This is a genomic window from Kitasatospora sp. NPDC094019 (assembly GCF_044764505.1).
Lineage (GTDB): Bacteria > Actinomycetota > Actinomycetes > Streptomycetales > Streptomycetaceae > Kitasatospora.
This window is the reverse complement of the sequence record NZ_JBIWIF010000012.1, coordinates 157456-174281: the sequence shown is the minus strand read 5'-3', so window position 1 is coordinate 174281 and position 16826 is coordinate 157456. Positions and strand designations below refer to the sequence as shown.

The 16826-nt window shown below is 72.3% G+C and carries 7 protein-coding genes; 4 read left to right on the top strand and 3 right to left on the bottom strand.

Annotation, left to right across the window (positions count from 1 at the left end):
* Positions 1-17: 17 nt before the first annotated feature.
* Positions 18-7619, bottom strand: coding sequence for a DUF6531 domain-containing protein (locus tag ACIQ9P_RS26075; RefSeq protein WP_402360740.1), 7602 nt, complete (start codon positions 7617-7619; stop codon positions 18-20).
* 255 nt (positions 7620-7874) lie between these two features.
* Entirely contained in the window at positions 7875-8648 is a 774-nt protein-coding gene (locus ACIQ9P_RS26070) for a GntR family transcriptional regulator (RefSeq protein WP_402360938.1), read from the bottom strand.
* Between the two features lie 285 nt (positions 8649-8933).
* Here ACIQ9P_RS26070 and ACIQ9P_RS26065 point away from each other — a divergent pair, with 285 nt between their 5' ends.
* The gene (locus ACIQ9P_RS26065; protein WP_402360737.1) at positions 8934-9740 is read left to right on the top strand and encodes an exodeoxyribonuclease III; all 807 of its coding nucleotides are present in this window, start codon (positions 8934-8936) and stop codon (positions 9738-9740) included.
* Positions 9741-9838: 98 nt separating this feature from the next.
* Here ACIQ9P_RS26065 and ACIQ9P_RS26060 read toward each other — a convergent pair whose 3' ends face one another.
* A complete protein-coding gene (locus ACIQ9P_RS26060) occupies positions 9839-10921 on the bottom strand; it encodes a hypothetical protein (RefSeq protein WP_402360734.1) in 1083 nt (360 codons plus the stop codon).
* A gap of 521 nt (positions 10922-11442) precedes the next feature.
* On the opposite strand from ACIQ9P_RS26060, the gene ACIQ9P_RS26055 reads away from it, so the two are divergent.
* From ACIQ9P_RS26055 to ACIQ9P_RS26045, 3 genes are all read left to right on the top strand, one after another.
* Complete coding sequence (locus ACIQ9P_RS26055; RefSeq protein ID WP_402360731.1) at positions 11443-14415, top strand: N-acetylmuramoyl-L-alanine amidase; 2973 nt, start codon at positions 11443-11445, stop codon at positions 14413-14415.
* Positions 14416-14890: 475 nt separating this feature from the next.
* The gene (locus ACIQ9P_RS26050) at positions 14891-16216 is read left to right on the top strand and encodes a DUF6271 family protein (protein WP_402360728.1); all 1326 of its coding nucleotides are present in this window, start codon (positions 14891-14893) and stop codon (positions 16214-16216) included.
* Entirely contained in the window at positions 16213-16710 is a 498-nt protein-coding gene (locus ACIQ9P_RS26045; protein ID WP_402360725.1) for a GNAT family N-acetyltransferase, read from the top strand. The genes ACIQ9P_RS26050 and ACIQ9P_RS26045 overlap by 4 nt, the downstream gene beginning before the upstream one ends.
* The last annotated feature ends 116 nt before the right edge of the window (positions 16711-16826 follow it).

The window sequence follows — 16826 nt, the reverse complement described above, 5'->3', positions numbered from 1 at the left end:
CCACGTCGAACTCATCGCTACCTCTGTCCGTTGATCGGGGCTGGGCGATCGTGCAGGCCGTCCCTGGGAACCCGTCCGCCTTGTTCGATGTTACGCGGGTCGTTCATCCGAGCCTCGAACGCCTCTTCCCAGCTGAGGCCCTTCTTGATCGAGTCGGCGCAGGGATCGACCCGCTCGATCGCCACCGGCTTGCCCACTTCCCGCGCGGCATCGAGCCGTCGGTTGTCGTAGGTCACGAGCTGACCGTCGACCTCGATCACATGGAGCGCGGTGCCCGGCCTGGTCCAGTCCCATGTGCCGTTGCGCATCGCCTTGACGTAGTTGTTCGGGCTGATCGTCCGTTGCGAGAAGTTGATGCTGTCGGGATCGACCCACTCCAGGTCTCCGGTGGCCGAGCCTCCCTGCGGTCCCGGTGTGCAGTTGGGCGCATCAGGGCCGGCATCCCCACCCTTGCCGCCCCGGCCGGCGTCGGCCGGGGTCGGGACGGGGTCGAGGGCGCCGTTGGGGAGTGGTCCGGCGGCTGCGGCGGCGGCGCAGGTGTCGGCGGGGCCGCCGGTGCCGCAGCCGGCGTCCGGGTTCGCGGGGTTGTCGATGTGCGGGTCGGGGCTGCTGGTGTCGGTGGGGATCGGCAGCTGGATCGGGTTGGAGAAGTCGATCAGTGCCTTGCGGAGCGTCTCCCAGAGGTGCCGGACGCTGACCTGCGGGCCGCTCTCGTACCAACTGCCGTCGGAGTAGTGGGAGGTGATGAAGGTGGTGTCGGTGATCCAGGTGTCGGTGCGGTTGTAGAGGTAGCTCTCGTCCCACCAGTGGCTGGTCTCGGTACGGACGTCCTCGGTGGTGGTCCAGCTGAGTCCGGTGAAGACCACCGGCTCGGGCACGGGCTCCGGGTCCGGGTCGGACACCGGCTCCTCGTAGGGCGGGGTGCTCTGCGGGCGCGGGACGTGCCGCACCGAGGCGAAGCCGACGGTCTTGGGGCGGGGGTTGCCGCGCGTGCCCGGGTTGGGGGGCGGCGGCGGCACGTCGACCGTCGGTTCGGGCACCGGCTGCGGGGTGGGCCGCGGCCGCGGGTTGGAGGTGCGGCTCGTGGAGCCGTCGGCGTTGAGGACCTTGTAGACGATGACACCGGCCACCACCGCGGCGATGACCGTCCCGACCACGATCGCCGTGACACACCCGACGGCGCAGGCGGCCACCGTCGCGCCGGCCTCCACGGCGGCGGCCCCGGCGGCGACGGCCTCACTGCCGACCGCCGCGGCGGCCTCGCCCATGATCGAGAGTGCTCCCCCGCCCAGCTTGATCGCACCGTGGACGAGGCCGCCGATGCTGAAGTGGCCGCTCGGGTCCCAGTTGCCGAGCGGGTCGGCGTTGCCGTAGGCGTAGCGGTTGGTGGCGGCGGCGGAGCCGAGGCCGGGGACGCGGTCGTCGCCGGAGGTGAAGGTGCCGGTACCGGGGTCGTACCAGCGGGCCTGGGCGTGGACGCGGCCGGTGGCCGGGTCGGTCCAGCCGCCCTGGAAGCCGAGGCCGGGGGCGGCGCCGGTGGTGGCGGTGGGCTTGCCGAAGGGGCTGTAGGAGCGGCCCGCGGCGAGCGCGCCGCTGCCGGTGTCGGTGGTGCCGAGGACGTCGTGGTGGGCGTTGGTCAGGACGGTGCGGCCGGTGCCGCCGCCGCTCGGCGCGGCGGCGAGCGGGGTGCCGTCCAGCGCCCGGGCGTAGGACCAGCTGCCGTCGGAGTCGGGCTCCTTGGCGAGGCCGGGGTAGGTGAAGGAGGCCGTCGCGGCGGTGCCGGCGGTCGCGGCGGTGAGGCGGTCGAGGGCGTCGTAGGCGTAGGAGCGGCCGTCGACGCCGGTGAGCCGTCCCAGCGCGTCGTAGCGGTTGGTGCTGGACGCGGTGACGGCGCCGGCGGCGTTCTTGGTGGTCGTGCCGGCGAGGGTGCCGCGCGGGGTGAAGGTGTAGCCGGTGGTGGCGCCGTCGGCGGCGGTGGTGGAGGTGAGGCGGTTGCGCGGGTCGTAGGCGGCGGTGCTGGTGCCGGTGGTGGTGTGCTGGGCGGCGGTGCCGGTCCAGTCGGTGGCCGCCGTGCGGTTCCCGGCGGCGTCCCAGGTGTAGTCGGTGCCGGTGCCCCTGGTGGTGTCGGTGACCCTGGTGAGGCGTCCGGCGGGGTCGTAGTCGTAGGTCTCGCCGTGCGGGTCGGCGGTGCCGGTGGAGCCGCTGGTGAGCAGCCGGCCGGCCGGGTCCCAGCTGTAGGTGAGCTGGGTGGAGAGGTGGCCGGTGGGGTCGGTGACGGTGTCGGTGGTGACCCGGCCGAGGCCGTCGTAGGCCAGGGTCCGGGTCGGTCCGGCGGTCGCCCCGGCCTTGCGCTGTTCGGTGGTGACCTGGCCCGCGAGGTCGTGGGTGAGGGTGCGGGTGAGGCCGGAGAGGCTGTCGGTGACGGTGGCGAGGTCGCTGTTGCCGTTCCAGGTGTAGCCGACCCTGGCGCCGCCGGGGTCGGTCTCGGTGAGCGGACGGGCGGCGGCGTCGTAGGTGAAGGAACTGGTGCCGAGCGGGCCCCGGCTGCCGGTGAGCAGGCCGCGGTCGTCCCAGCTGAAGGTCTGGGGGCCGGCGGGGGTGGAGGCGGAGGTGATCCGGCCGGCGAGGTCGTAGCCGAAGGTGCGGGAGGCGTCGCCGTCGCCGCCGGTGGCGGTCTCGGTGGTCGGCCGGCCGAGGCCGTCGTACGTGAACGTGCTGCGCACACCGCCGGGTTCGGTGATTCCGGTGACCTGTCCGGCCGCGTCGTAGGCGGTGGTGGTGGTCCGGTCGGCGGCGGACTGGTCGGCGGGGACGGCCGGCAGGGACTGCGCCTCGGCCAGGCCCAGGGTGTTGTACCGCTGGTGGGTGGCGTTGCCGTTGGCGTCGGTGATCCGGGTGAGCCGGCCGAGCAGGTCGTGACCGAGGCCGGTGACCGGGGCGGAGGCGGCGTCGCCGGGGCGCACGGGCGGGTCGGTGATGGTGGTGGGCTGGTTGCGGGCGTCGTACGCGGTGCGCCACACCTGGCCGTCGGGGTCGGTGACGCCCACCGTGTTGCCGGCCGCGTCGTAGGCGTAGCCGGTGCGGGCGAGCACCGTGCCGGCGGGGTCGGCGACGGCCTTGGTGGTGGGCCGGCCGGCCAGGTCGTAGCCGGTGGTGGAGGTGCGGCCGAGCGGGTCGGTGACGGTGGCGAGGCGGCCGGCCAGGTCGTAGGCGTAGCGGGTGGTGCCGCGGCCGGCCGGGGTGCTGGCGGTCAGCTCGCCGAGTTTGTCGTAGGTGTAGGTGGTAGTGGTCGCGCCGAGGTGCTCGATGAGGACGGCGCCGAAGTCGTCGTGGATGTAGGAGGTGGTGTAGATGTCCGGGGTGGCGGTGCCGTTGCGGACCACGGAGGTGGCGGAGATCCGCCGGTCCATGCCGTCGTAGACGGCGAGGCTCTGGGCTCCGGTCGGGTCGAGGACGGACAGGACGTTGCCGTTGTCGTCGCGGCGCACCACGGTGACGCCGGGCGCGGCGCCGGTGGTGGCGGGCGGGAGGGTGGTGCGGACCACGCGGTCGCGCAGGTCGTAGGTGTAGGTGATGGTGCGGCCGAGGGCGTCGGTGTGGGAGGTGGTGTTGCCGTCGGCGTCGTAGGTCCACTTCTCGACGGGGTTCAGGGCGGCGGTGGCGCCGGGCGGGGTGTAGCCGGGCAGCCGGGCCTCGGTGCGGTGGCCCTGCTGGTCGTACAGGTAGCGGGTGACCCGGCCGGTGGGGTCCTTGAGGTCGGTGAGTTCGCCGAAGGTGTTGTAGCCGTGGGTCGTGGTGCCCTGCTGCGCCGCCGGGGCGGTGCCGGGGGTGCCGTCCTCGACGGGCGTGGCGGGCGTGGTCGTGGTGGACAGCCGGCCGAAGAGGTCGTAGGTGTGGGAGGTGGTGTACGCCGGGTCGGGCTGGCCGGGGACTCCGGGCCGGGGCATGCCGCGCGGGTCGGTGGAGGCCAGGACGTTGCCCCGGGCGTCCCGCCGGAAGCCGGTGGTCAGGACGGTGGCGGCGTCCGGCCGCTGGACGGTGGCGGCGAGCTGGCCGGTGGCCTGGTCCCAGGTGCTCTCGCGGACCTCGGTGCGGGTCCCGTCGGTGACGCCGGTGGCAGTGACCAGACCGGCCTGGTCGTAGGTCGTGGTGGTGGTGCGGTCGAGGCCGCCGGGGTCGGCGACGGTGCGGACGTGGCGGTTGGCCGCGTCGTAGGCGTAGGTGGTGGTGCGGGCGGCACTGCCGTCACCGCGCACGTCCTTCACCACGTTGCCCGCGTCGTCGTAGGTGTAGGTGTGGAGGGTGATCTCGCGGCTGCCGGTGCCCGCCTGGTTCACCAGTGAGTACGTCTCGGTGAGCACCAGGTTGTCGGCGGTGTAGGTGTAGGTGACCAGGTGCTGCATCGCGTCGGTGGCGGCGGAGAGCCGGCCGGCGGCGTCGTACATGTACCCCTGGAGGCGGACGCGGCGCGGGGTGGTCCGGGCGGTCGGGTCGTCGACGAAGTCGAGCAGGTCGACGCCGTTCAGCCGGCCGTTGATGTCGTAGCCGTAGACGTAGTGGGCGCCGTTGGGGCTCCAGCTGTCGGTGACGTTGCCGAGCTGGTCGTACGTCACGCGCTTGGTGGTGACGCCGTCCTGGGTGACGGTGGTGAGCCGGTCCTGGGCGTCGTAGCCGTAGGTGGTGACACGTGGGCCGTCGCCGCCCTGGGCGGCCGGGGTGAGGTCGGCGACGGTGCGGGTCGCCGGGTTCCCGTCCTTGTCGTAGGTGTAGGTGGTGCGGGCCTGGTGGGTGACGCCGGTGACGGGGTTCGTCACGGCGGTACCGGTCTCGGTGGCGAGGCGCCCGGCCTTGTCGTAGGTGTAGGTCGTGGCGACGCCCTCGGGGTGGGCGGCGTCGGTGGTGCTGCGCCTCACGACCCGGCCGAGGTCGTCGTGGAAGGTGTTGGCGCTCTGCCCGTCGGGGGTGGTGACCTTGGTTTGGTCACCGTGGCCGTCGTAGCCGAAGGTCGTGGTCCGGCCGCCGGGATCGGTGACGGTGACGGGCACGTTGCAGGTCGAGGCGGAGCCCCCGTTGTGTGCGGGGTGGGAGTCGTTCACCACCGGTGGACTGAGCACGTCCTGGCAGGCCCACGCCGTACGGGTGACCCCGCCGGTCGGGTCGGTGGCGGTGGTGACGCTGCCTGCCCAGTTGTAACTCATCGTCGTGGTGTGCAGGTTCGCGTCCGTGACGCTCAGCGGCCGGCCGTTGCGCGGATCGCCCGCCCACGAGCTGCTGTAGTACTCGGCCCGCTCGGTGACGACCGGTCGGACGGGGGTGCGGTAGCGGATGGTGCTGCCCAGCTGATTGGTGCCCGAATACCAGCTGTAGCGCTGGACGTTGCCGTTCTCGTCGACGGCGGCGGTGAGATGCCCGACCACGTCGTACAGGAACATCCGGGTGCGGCCGGGCGGCGGCGTCGGCGTCCCGTACCAGCGGTACTCCAGCTGGCCCATCGGGCTGTACTGGTAGTAGGTGTGCACGCCGCGCGGGTCGACCCGGTGGACGATCAGGTTCGGCCGCGGACCGGAGGTGTCGGTCCAACGGTCGTACGTCCAGCCGTTGTCGACGCCGGTGGCGCTGTTGTCGGACTTGCCGACGTGCTCCACCAGGTTGCCGTTGTAGGCGATGGTGGTGGAGTTCTCGACCCGCGCGCGCTGGACCTTGACCAGTCGCCGCGGGGCACCGTCGGGGCGGCTCGCCTCGTAGGTGTAGGTGGTGCAGTTCCTGACCGGATCGCAGACCTTGGTCAGGTAGTCGCCGTCGTACTCGTACCCCCAGGTGAGCGCGTTCGGGTCCTGCGAGCGGGCTGCGGTCGAGACCGAGATGACCTTCCCGCCGTACATCTGCAGGTAGAGCCTGCGGTCGGAGGAGGCGAGGTTCAGCACGCTGAGCCCGCTGGCGGCGTCGTACTCCTTGATGAGGTTGCCGAAACCCTCGGAGCGGGTGACCTGGCCCCGGTCCAGGTAGTAGTCCGTGCCGTCGATCCGCAGATGGGTCTGGTCGATCCACTGGCCGACATCACTGCCGCCGTACTCCGGGACGAGGGTGCCGTCCGGATTCCGACCGTAGTTGATCTTCCGGCCGTCCTCCAGGGCGAGCGTCGAGATGCCGTCCGCCGAGCTGGTGAGCCGCATGTCCCAGAACGTGGACCACCCGATGCCGAACACGCCCTTGCCGGAAGCGGCGCTGTTGTACGTCCGCTTGATCTGCAGGCCGATGCTCGGTTGCGGCAGGTCGAGGTCGACCTCCTGGCGGGTGTAGTTACCGGCGTAGAGGTTGACCCCGGTGTCGTCCAGGGCGGCCGGGTCCAGGCCCAGGTGACCGCCGTCGTTCGGCACCGGAACGACCACGGTGAACGGGGCCGTCTCACTGAACGGCGAGGTGTAGCCGGCGTCCTGCACGCGGATGCGCCAGTAGTAGGTGGTGTTCCAGCGCAGCGCGTCGGCGGGCGGTGTCCAGTCGGCCAGGACGCCGAACCCGGTGTGGGCCCGGACGGGTGCCATCCCGGAGCCCCAGCAGGTACCGGCCGCGGGGTCATTGGTGGTGCAGAGCTGGAACTCGGCCGAGGTCGGAACAGTGCCGTCGTCGGCGACGAAGGCGGAGAGCGACGGGGTCCGGGTGTTGACCGTCGCGCCGACGGCAGGCCAGCCGTCCCGGGCGGTCGGCGCGTAGTGCGGGACGGGCAGGTGGACGGGCTGGGCGGCGGGAACGCCGTAGTAGGTGAAGAAGTTGGCACCGTTTCCGGTGTCCACCATCTCGTACACCAGCAGATAGTCACCGGCGCCGAGGAACGGGACGACGGCGTTGAAGGTGAGGGACTGGCCCGGGGCCACGTCGGCGGGCAGGCTGGTGAACGAGGCGATGTAGTTGATCAGGGTGGTGTCGGACCGGTACAGGTGCAGGCCGATGGACTGGCCGGTGGTGGTCCAGGTGAAGTCCGAGGTGTTGGTGACCGTCAGCTGCAGGTAGCCGACCTCGTCGTAGCGCGGGGCCAGGACGATCGGGCCCACCTGGTAGGTGGCGCCGTAGTTCCGGCCGGCTGCCGCCCGCGGGGCGGCCTCCTGCTTCGGCGACTGCTCCGGTCCGGTTGCAGCCTCCTGCTTCGGCGCCGCCAGTTGCTCCAGCGTCAACGGGGCCGGGCCGGCCGGAGCCCGGCGGCGCTTCCCGGTGTCGTCCACCTCGGGCTGCGGGATGCGGTACTCCGGCAGCCGCTTCGCGGCCGCGAGCTCACCGAGGCTCTTGCTGTGCGCGGCGGCATCCGGCGCGGGGGCCGGGCCGGGCGCGGGCCGCAACGGCTGTTGGGCGGCCTTGATCTCGGCGGCGATCCTCGCCCGCTCCTGGCCGAGCGGGCTGTCGTCGGGCGCCGACTCCTGCGTCGGCGGCGGGTCGACGGTCCGCGCGTCGGCACCGACCCTGCCGGGCGGCAGCGGCGCGGAGACCACGGAGTGGTCCTTCGGTGGCGCGGCCCAGGCGGCCGGCGGAATGCCGAGACCGAGCGCGACCAGCGCGAGGATCAGTAACTGGACCACCCGGCGGCCGGCCGGGCTGTCGACGATCGTGCGGTACCAGTGCGTGTTCACGGACCCCACCCCTGAATCAACGGACACTCGAATGCGTGCAGCACATCGGGTCGCACAGAAATCGTCCGTAACCTATCGACCCTTGCGGCACATGCCCAGACGCGGCCCCGAACGGTTGCCCCTCGTTCAGGAACCCGTGACCCGGCCCGTGGCGCCTCCCCGCCCCGAGCCGTGCGAGAGCGGGAACGGGAACGGCCCAGGCCCGGACACCTGGTGGGGCGTCCGGGCCTGGGCCTGAGGGTTTTCGGGAGTGGTTCAGGAAGCGGCGGCACCCACGGGGGTGGCGCCGACGGGGGTGACCTCGACCAGACCGGTCGAGCCGAAGGTGAGCTTGCAGGTGTCCGCGCGGTAGGTGGCGACGGCGAGCGCGACGAGGCGGCCGGCGGCGGCGTACTGGGTGGTCATCACCAGCACCGGCGAGCCGGGCGGGCGCTCCAGCAGGGCGGCCTCCTCGGCCTCGGCGACACCCAGCTCGACCGAGCGGGACTCGCCGTCGACCTCCAGCCGCTCCAGCTGGCGCAGCACCGAGCGGGCGCGGTCGCTCTCGGCGCGGAAGCCGGGCAGGTGCGGCAGCGCGGCGGCCGGCACGTGCAGCGACTCGGAGGCCACGCTCTGCCCCTGGACGAGGCGGACCCGGCGCACGGTGTGCACGGGCGCGCTCTCGGCGATGCCGAGGGCCGCGGCCAGGCGGCGGGCGGCCGGCGCGGTGGTGCAGTCCACCGTGCGCCAGGCCATGCTGCGGGCGGCGCCGGGCCAGCCCTCCTCCTGCCGGTTCACGGGGACGCCGACCCGGGGGGCGGCGATCAGGGTGCCGATGCCGCGCCGGCGGACCAGTCGGCCCTCCAGCTCCAGCTGGTCGAGCGCCTGCCGCAGCGTGGCCCGGGCGACACCGAAGCGGGCGGAGAGCTCGCGCTCGTTGGGGAGGATCTGGCCGGTGGAGAACTCCGTGTCGATGGCGCGGAGCAGCACCGTGCGAAGGTGCCAGTACTTCGGCTCCGGAACCGCCGAGAGCTGCCCTGTCGTTCCCACCATGTCCTCCACCCTGTTTTCTTCCACTGTGCCCGGCTGTGGCCGAAAGAGGTCGGTTCCGGCCCGCTGCCCGCTGTTGCGGCAGGTGGGAGAGCGGGCTTTTTCCGTCCTTCTTTATTAAAGGTCTTTGCAGTAAGTGACCCTAGGGGCTGGATCGGGAGATGGTCAAGACCAATGGCGGCCCCCGACGGGACCACCTCACAGTTTCATGGTGCGTTCACGCCAACTCCCCAAGCGGACGCGTCGCGTCGCGGCCCTGTCAGCACCACTCGGTAGGCTGCCCGGGTGATCGTGGTGACGAGTGTGAATGTGAACGGAATCCGGGCAGCGGCCAAGAAGGGCTTCATCGAGTGGCTCGCCGCCACCGAGGCGGACGTGGTCTGCCTCCAGGAGGTGCGCTCCGAGCCCGAGCAGCTCCCCGTGGAACTGCGCGACCTCGACGGCTGGCACACGGTATGGGCCCCGGCCGCCACCAAGGGCCGGGCCGGCGTCGCCGTCCTGTCCCGCCGGGAACCGAGCCGGACGACCATCGGCTTCGAATCGGCGGAATTCGACAATTCGGGCAGGTATGTCGAAATCGATCTGCCGGGCCTGACCGTGGCCAGTCTCTACCTCCCCTCCGGAGAAGTCGGCACCGAGCGCCAGGACGAGAAGGAACGCTTCATGGCGGAGTTCCTCGTCCACCTCCGGAAACTCCGCACCCGCGCCGCCGCCGACGGCCGCGAGGTCGTGGTCTGCGGCGACTGGAACATCGCCCACCGTCCCGAGGACCTCAAGAACTGGAAGGCCAACCAGAAGGCCGCCGGCTTCCTCCCCGAGGAGCGCGCCTGGCTCTCCCGCGTCTACGACGAGGCCGGCTACGTCGACGTCGTCCGCCGCCTCCACCCCGACCGCACCGGCCCCTACTCCTGGTGGTCCTACCGCGGCCGCGCCTTCGACAACGACTCGGGCTGGCGGATCGACCTCCAGGTCGCCACCCCCGACCTGGCCGCCAAGGCCGTCGAGGCATACGTCGAACGCGCCGAGACCCACGCCGAACGGTGGTCGGACCACGCCCCGGTCACCGCGGTCTTCGACCTCGACCTCAGCTGACAACCGTTCCCACCGTTGACCACCGCCGGGCCGATGCCCCGGGCCGGCCACCCACAACCGGCCCAGGGCTCACTCACATCGACTCGGCGGCCCCACGACTACACTCCGGGCTCGGACGCCGTACGCAGGACCAGCATCCAGACTTCCTCCACCGACATGTCCGCCAGCGCGAACGTCTCGGTCGCGCCGTTCTGGGGAAGCTCGTCCTGCCGGAGGAACTGCGGTACCCCCAGGTCGCGCAGGGTGTCCAGCACCTTCTGCTCGATCTCGTACGCCTCGGTGCCCGAGGCACACGACAGCGACCGGTACTGCCGCCATCCGTCGGGCCGCATGACGGACAGCCGGCTGCGCCTGGGGCGCAACGACGCGATGCCCACCTTCCCGGCCTCCCGGTGGGCGTTGCTCATCACGTAGACCCCGGCGGGGCCGGCCCAGTCGAATCCCTGCTTGTCGCAGAACCTGCAGCCGTTCTTCCGCATCACGGCCTTGTACCGGCGTTTGGAGGGCCGCTCGCACGTGTGACACCGCATCAGCCAGGGCACGTCGCGGCCGGGGAAGGGCTCCAGGGGCGTGGCCCCTCGCTCCTCCATGCGCTGCACGGCCAGCTCGGGTGTGATCGGAGCGACCTTGGAGCAGTGGGGGCATCCGCTCTGGTCGGGACGCTGGCGCAGGTTGCTCAGGATCGGCATCACGGCCTTCAGGCACTTCAGGCAGATGCTCGGCCACGGCCTGGCCACCTGTCCGGGCCAGGGAACCGTGGGCCGGAAGCCCCGCCGGACCATCTCGCGCTCCAACTCCTCCGGGGACCGTCGACCGGAGCACCATGTGCAGCCGTGGCCGTTCTGGATCCGCTCGGGGAGTACCTCGATCTCGTTGCCGCACGTCTCGCATCGGCACGGCCACGGGGTGGCGGAGAGACGCGGCACGGGTACCAGGGGCACGAACCCCGCTGCTCTGACGATCTTCTCCCGGTAGGCGGGATCGGCCAGCGGGAAGATGCACGGCTTGCACCCGTACCCCTCGACGACGCGCTGGAGAGAGCGGCGAAGGGTGTGGCCGCCCTCCCGGCAGCGCATCAGCCAGAGCTTCTTCTGGCTGCCGGGGTACTCCTCCAACGGGGTCCATCCGTGCCGGTCCAGCTCGGCCACGGCCTGATCGGGAGTGAAGCGGGGTGCCACCATGCGGGCAGCGTACGAGGGGGCACCGACATCGCCTGCCCGTCGGGTGGTCGGACGCGGGTGGTGGTGGCGGTCGCGCGCCGGTGGGTGTCACGGCTGACGCGCAGCACCGGGGTGCAGGTCCTCGGCGTGGGCAAGGTCCTCGGCGCCGGCAGGGTCGGCCGGGTCGGCGTCGCGGTCGTGCCGTCCGTGGGCGGGCGCTTCACTGTCGGTTACCTGTCATCTCGCGATCCACTCCCCGAAGCAGTCGGCCCTTGGCGGATGCCGGCCGCTGGCGGTTGACGGAGGTGACGCTGCGTCATGATCGCGGTCGGCGAACGGTACCGGGGCGCGTCCTCCGGGTGCCGGGGCCTTGGGGGAACCGGGTGAACACCGGGGCCCCGCGGGCCGACCCGGGCGCTTCGGCGTCGGTGGCCGCTGGTACGTTCGCCATCGATCCGATCCGCTCGAACAAGGAAGGCCGGGACAGACCGTTGACTCAACGATCCCGTATACCGCGGCCGCACACGCCGCTCCGCGCGGCCGTGGCCGCGGTGACCGTGGCCGCCGCACTCAGCACGGCGGTCAGCGGTGCCACGTACGCCACCGCGGCCCCGGCCGCGCCCGCCGCTCCGGAGGCCGGGCTGCAGGCGCAGTTCGCCGCGGCGGCCAAGGAATTCAAGGTGCCCGCGAGCATCCTGCTCGCGGTCTCCTACCAGCAGACCCGCTGGGAGTCGCACCAGGGCCGCCCCAGCACCACGGGCAACTACAACGTCATGGGGCTGACCCAGGTCGACCTGGCGGCGGTCGCGGCGGCCCAGGCCGACGCCCGGCCCGAGGTGGACCAGCGCGGCGACGGAACCCCGGCGGCCGCGGCACGCGCGGTACCGGCCCCGGCGGCGCCGGTCGACGGACCCGCGCTGCACACCCTGGAGGCCGCGGCCGCGCTGATCGGGCGGCCCGCGGCGGAGCTGCGCGAGAACACGCTGCAGAGCATCCGCGGCGGCGCCGCGCTGCTCGCCGAGCAGCAGCGCCGGGCGAAGGCCCCGCAGTCCGGGGACCCGGCCGCCTGGTACGGGGCCGTGGTCGGCTTCAGCAACGGCGGTTCGACGGACCGGGGCACGACCGAGGGCCGGGAGTTCGCGGACCGGGTGTTCGGCACCCTCAGGAGCGGCGCGAACCGGACCACCACCGAAGGCCAGCGGCTGACGCTCGCCGCCGACCCGACGGCCGCCGCGCCCGGCCCGGCGGCCGAGCCCGGGACGGCGACCGCACCCGGGACGGCCCGGCCGGAGCAGCAGCCCGCCGCCGGGGACGGCCCGGCCGGCTCGCTCGCCGCCCCGGCCGCGCCCTCGGCCACGGCCGCCGACCCGATCGAGTGCCCGTCCAACCTGACCTGCGACTTCCGGCCCGCCGCCTACGCGCAGAACAGCGCCGACGTCAACGACTTCGGCAACTACTCGATCGCCAACCGCTCCGGCGCGGAGATCGACTACATCGTCATCCACGACACCGAGGGCGGCTACGCGGGCTCCCTGGCGACGTTCCAGAACCCGGCCACCCTGGCCAGCGCGCACTACCTGCTGCGCTCCAGCGACGGGCTCGTCACCCAGATGGTGGCGAACAAGAACGTCGCCTGGCACGCCGGCAACAAGACCCTCAACATGCACAGCGTGGGCATCGAGCACGAGGGCTACGCGATGAACGGGGCCAGCTGGTACTCGGAGCAGCTGTACCAGTCCTCGGCGACCCTGACCCGCTACCTGGCCGACCGGTTCGGCGTCCCGCTGGACCGTGAGCACATCATCGGCCACGACGAGGTCCCGGGACCGATCCAGAGCTCCGTGAGCGGGATGCACTGGGACCCGGGCACGTTCTGGGACTGGAACCACTACATGGACCTGGTCGGCGGGCGCGTGCCGACGGACCAGCGCTACGTGGTCGGCGGCCGGATCACCATCAACCCGCCGTTCTCCAGCGCCTACCAGCCGGTGATCAACAACGCCTCGTCCCAGCCGGCGAACTTCGTCTACCTGTACAGCTCCCCCGGCGGCCCGCTGATCGGCAGCGGCACCCAGAACGCCTCGGACTGGAGCGACAAGGCGGTGGCCGGCGGCAGCTACGTGGTCGCCGACCTCCAGGGGCAGTGGACCGCCATCTGGTACAACGGCCGGAAAGCCTGGTTCTGGAACGACGGCTCCATCGCCGCCGCCGACAACCGCACCGGCCAGTACGTGCTGACGCCCCGCGCCGGCCTGAACAGCATCGCGGTCTACGGCCGCTCCTACCCGGAGTGGGGCGCCTTCCCGGCGGCCGGCGTCCCCGCGCCGGACCCCAACATCGTCGCGCTGGACTACACCCTGCCCGCCGGCCAGCGGTACGTCCCGGCCTCCACCACTCCGGTGCCGGGCGACTTCTACTACGCCCCGACCGTGAACGGCAGTGCGGCGAACGACCGCACCTGGGTCACCGGCAGCGTCGTCCACTACTACCCGATCCGGTACAACCACCGGCTCGCCTACGTCTCGGCCGACGACGTCGACCTGGTGCCCGCCCCGACCGACGTTCCCTCCCCGCCCGATGTCCTCGCCGCCGGTGAGCGCGTCCAGCTGCTGGCGCAGACCGCCAACGGCCCGGTCAACGCCGGCGCCAACTACACCCGCGGTGTCTGGGAGAAGTACCACGGGATCCCGGCCGTCGGGGGCCCGGCCGACCCGAACCAGAGCTTCGCGCTGCTCTACATGGGCAGCCAGCTGCACGCGGTGACGGTCGTCAACGGGCACGTCCACACCGCCGACCGGAACCTCTACACCGGTGCGTGGAGCCCCTGGTACGACCTCCAGGTCCCCGGGCTGGCCGGTCCCCTGGGCTCGTCCGTGACCGAGGTGACGGTCGCGGCCACCGGCAGCACGATGCACGTGGTCGTGGTCGCCGGCGGTCGCCTGCTGGAGGCGACCGCCGACTACGCGGCGGGCCGCTGGCACCAGTGGGGCGACATCTCCGGCGTGCTCGGACTGTCCAACGGCGCACTGACCCGGATCGCCGCGTCCGCCAACGGCAATGTGATGCACATCAACGGCGTCGGGAGCGACGGCCGGATCCACGTCGCCGACGCCGACTACAACCGCGGTGTCTGGGCCTACGGCGACATCACCACCGCCGTCGGCCCGCTGAGCGGCACGATCACCGGTCTGGCCACCGTGGCCGTCGGCTCGAAGCAGCAGCTGCTGGCCCTGGTGGACGGCAAGGTCAAGCAGGCCGTCGCCGACTACGCGGCCGGCACCTGGAACGGCTGGGGCGACATCTCCGCCATCACCGGCCAGACCACGCCGCTGACCAAGCTCTCGGTCACCTACACCGGCAGCAGCCTGCGCCTGTTCGGCGTCGCGGGCGGCCGGATCCTCAACGCCAACGGCGACTACGCCGCCGGCGCCTGGTCGGGCTGGATGGACACCCAGTCCCCCGGCGCCGCCGGTCCGCTGCCCCAGGTGAACACCGTGGCCGTGGCCGGTATCTGACCGTCCCCGCGGCACCCCGCCCCATCCGCTGCCCCCGGCGCCACCCAGGCGCCGGGGGCAGCGGCGTACCCGCACGGCGCACCCGCGTGCCGTCGTCGCGGCGGGACGGTCGCACCCGGCGAAGGGCTCCCGGAGCCCGCACCGGTCGGGTTCCGCAGAGGTCCGCAGAGGTCCGCAGAGGTCCGCCGAGGTCTGTACCGGGGGCAGGGGCGGCTGCCCATTCGGGCAGTGTCGGCAGCCGCCGCCCGCTCGCTGAAAGCACTCCGTTGACACTGAAGTTGGTCTAGTCCACCTTGGTGGAGACAGGCCACCGGCAGGGAGGCCGCAGGCGCGGCGGAGAACGTCGGCGCGGAGGTCCGCCCGGGACGCCGTCGTGGCGTCGGCGTGGCGTCGGCGTACGCCAACCGCACGCCGTTCCGCGCTCAACCGACCACCGCTGTACCGAAGCTGACGAACCGACGGAGAGTTCCACACCATGCAACGTGTCTGCCTCGCCCTGCCCACCATGCGTTCCTGCCCCGGCACCATCGTGGACCTCGCCGAGGAGGCGGCCTACGCCGTCGCGACCTTCGGGGTCGAGGTGCACCTCCTCGTGCTCGACACCACCGACGACGCCTCGTTCGCGAAGAACGCGGACGCGGTGGCCGCGCTGGCCCCCACCCCGGGCGTGTTCGTCCACCACCTCGGCAACGCGGAGCAGGAGGAGTTCCTGCGCCGGGTGGCCGAGCAGTCCGGCGGCGCCGACCCGGAGCTGCTGCTCGACATGATGCTTCCGCAGGCCGTCGCGTACGGCTCCTGCGTCAACCGGCTCTTCCTCGCCGCGGCCGCCCTGGGCTGCACCTCGACGCACCTGCGCAACGACGACGCCGACTTCCAGGTCGTCGACGGCGAGAAGGTCTTCCCGATCCACCACGAGCTGCTCTCGATCGGCCGGCCGGCCCGCGAGGCGGCGGCCGTCGTGACCAGCTCCGAGTTCGACGCGGCCGACGGCGACATCCCGGTGATGCTGGTCAGCGGCTCCTTCCTCGGCGAACTCAACGTGGACATCGGCGAGATCCTCGAACTGGACCCGGCCGTCTACCGCGACCTGGTGCGCCTGTGGACCCCGCCGGTCTGGTCGGACGAGGACCGGGACGCGATGGTGGACCTCTCCTTCAAGGGCGTCGGCGCCGAGCCGTTCGACACCGACCGGTCCGTCCTGGGCGTGCCCGACATCTGGAACGTCTACATGTGCAACATCGCGCTGGACCACCGGGCCTACGAGGTTCTGCCACTGCTGCCCTCGGTCGAGACCATCGGCTGCGACTACGCCCTGCTGCACGCGCTGGTCCACTCGCAGTCGCCCGGTGTCGTCCACAACCGGCACATCGTCAACTACTACACGCCCGAGCGCCGCATCGGCGCCGGCTTCATCTCGTACCAGATGCGGTTCGTCAAGTTCCTGCTCTCGATGCTGTACCTGTACCCGGTCTACGGCGGGATGATCGACCACGGCCGCGGGCTGCTGGACGAGCAGCACCGGCTGAAGGTCGAGCCGATCCTCGACCTGGTGCGGGGCAGCGTCGACTGGGACCGGGCCGGGAACGAGCACTGCCTGGACGTCCTGGACAGCTCCTACCGCAAGCTGGGCGGCAAGTACGCCGAGCTCGCGGACGTGGTCGCCGGAAAGCGGCAGCAGCTCATGGACGAGGCCCAGGCGGACGCCGAGCGCTGGGCGGTGCTGGTGGAGTCCTGGGCCGGGATGGTGGCCGCCGCCCGGGACGGTGGCCTGCGCCCCGGCCGGGACGGGGCAGCCGGGTGACCGAGGACTTCCTGATCCGGAAACTGGCCGACGGGGACTGGGACGCCGTGGTCGCGCTGGAGCACGACGCCTACGCGGCCGACGGCCTGTCGGAGGGCCGGGAGGCCCTGCAGTCCCGCGCCGTCGCCTCGCCGGAGACCTGCTTCGTGCTGGAGCAGGAGGGCGCGGTCCGCGGCTACCTGCTGAGCCTGCCGTACCCGCCGCTGCGCTGCCCGGACCTGGCCCGGGCCGAGGACACCTCGTTCGAGTCGGACAACCTGCACGTGCACGATCTGGTGATCGCCGAGGATCTGCGCGGCCGGGAGGTCGCGCTGGGCTTCATGCGGCACTTCCGGACCCGGGCGGAGGAACTGGGCTTCCAGCAGATCTCGATGGTCGCGGTGCGCGGGGCGGACATCCTGCTGCGGATCATCGGCTACCGCTCGCACCGGGAGGTGGCCGTGCCCGCTTCCTACGGGCGGCGCGCGGTCTACATGTCGATGCCGGTGCGCTGACTCGCGGCGGGGGGGGGGGGGCCCCCCCCCCCCCCCCCCCCCCCCCGCCCCCCCCCCCCCCCCCCCCCCCGCGGCCGGGGGGGGGGGGGCCCCCCCCCAAACCACAACAAAAAACC

Bases quoted from the DNA above. Each gene is read 5' to 3' on its own strand.
- ACIQ9P_RS26060 (WP_402360734.1), bottom strand. From the start codon at position 10,921: ATGGTGGCACCCCGCTTCACTCCCGATCAGGCCGTGGCCGAGCTGGAC.
- ACIQ9P_RS26050 (WP_402360728.1), top strand. From the start codon at position 14,891: ATGCAACGTGTCTGCCTCGCCCTGCCCACCATGCGTTCCTGCCCCGGC.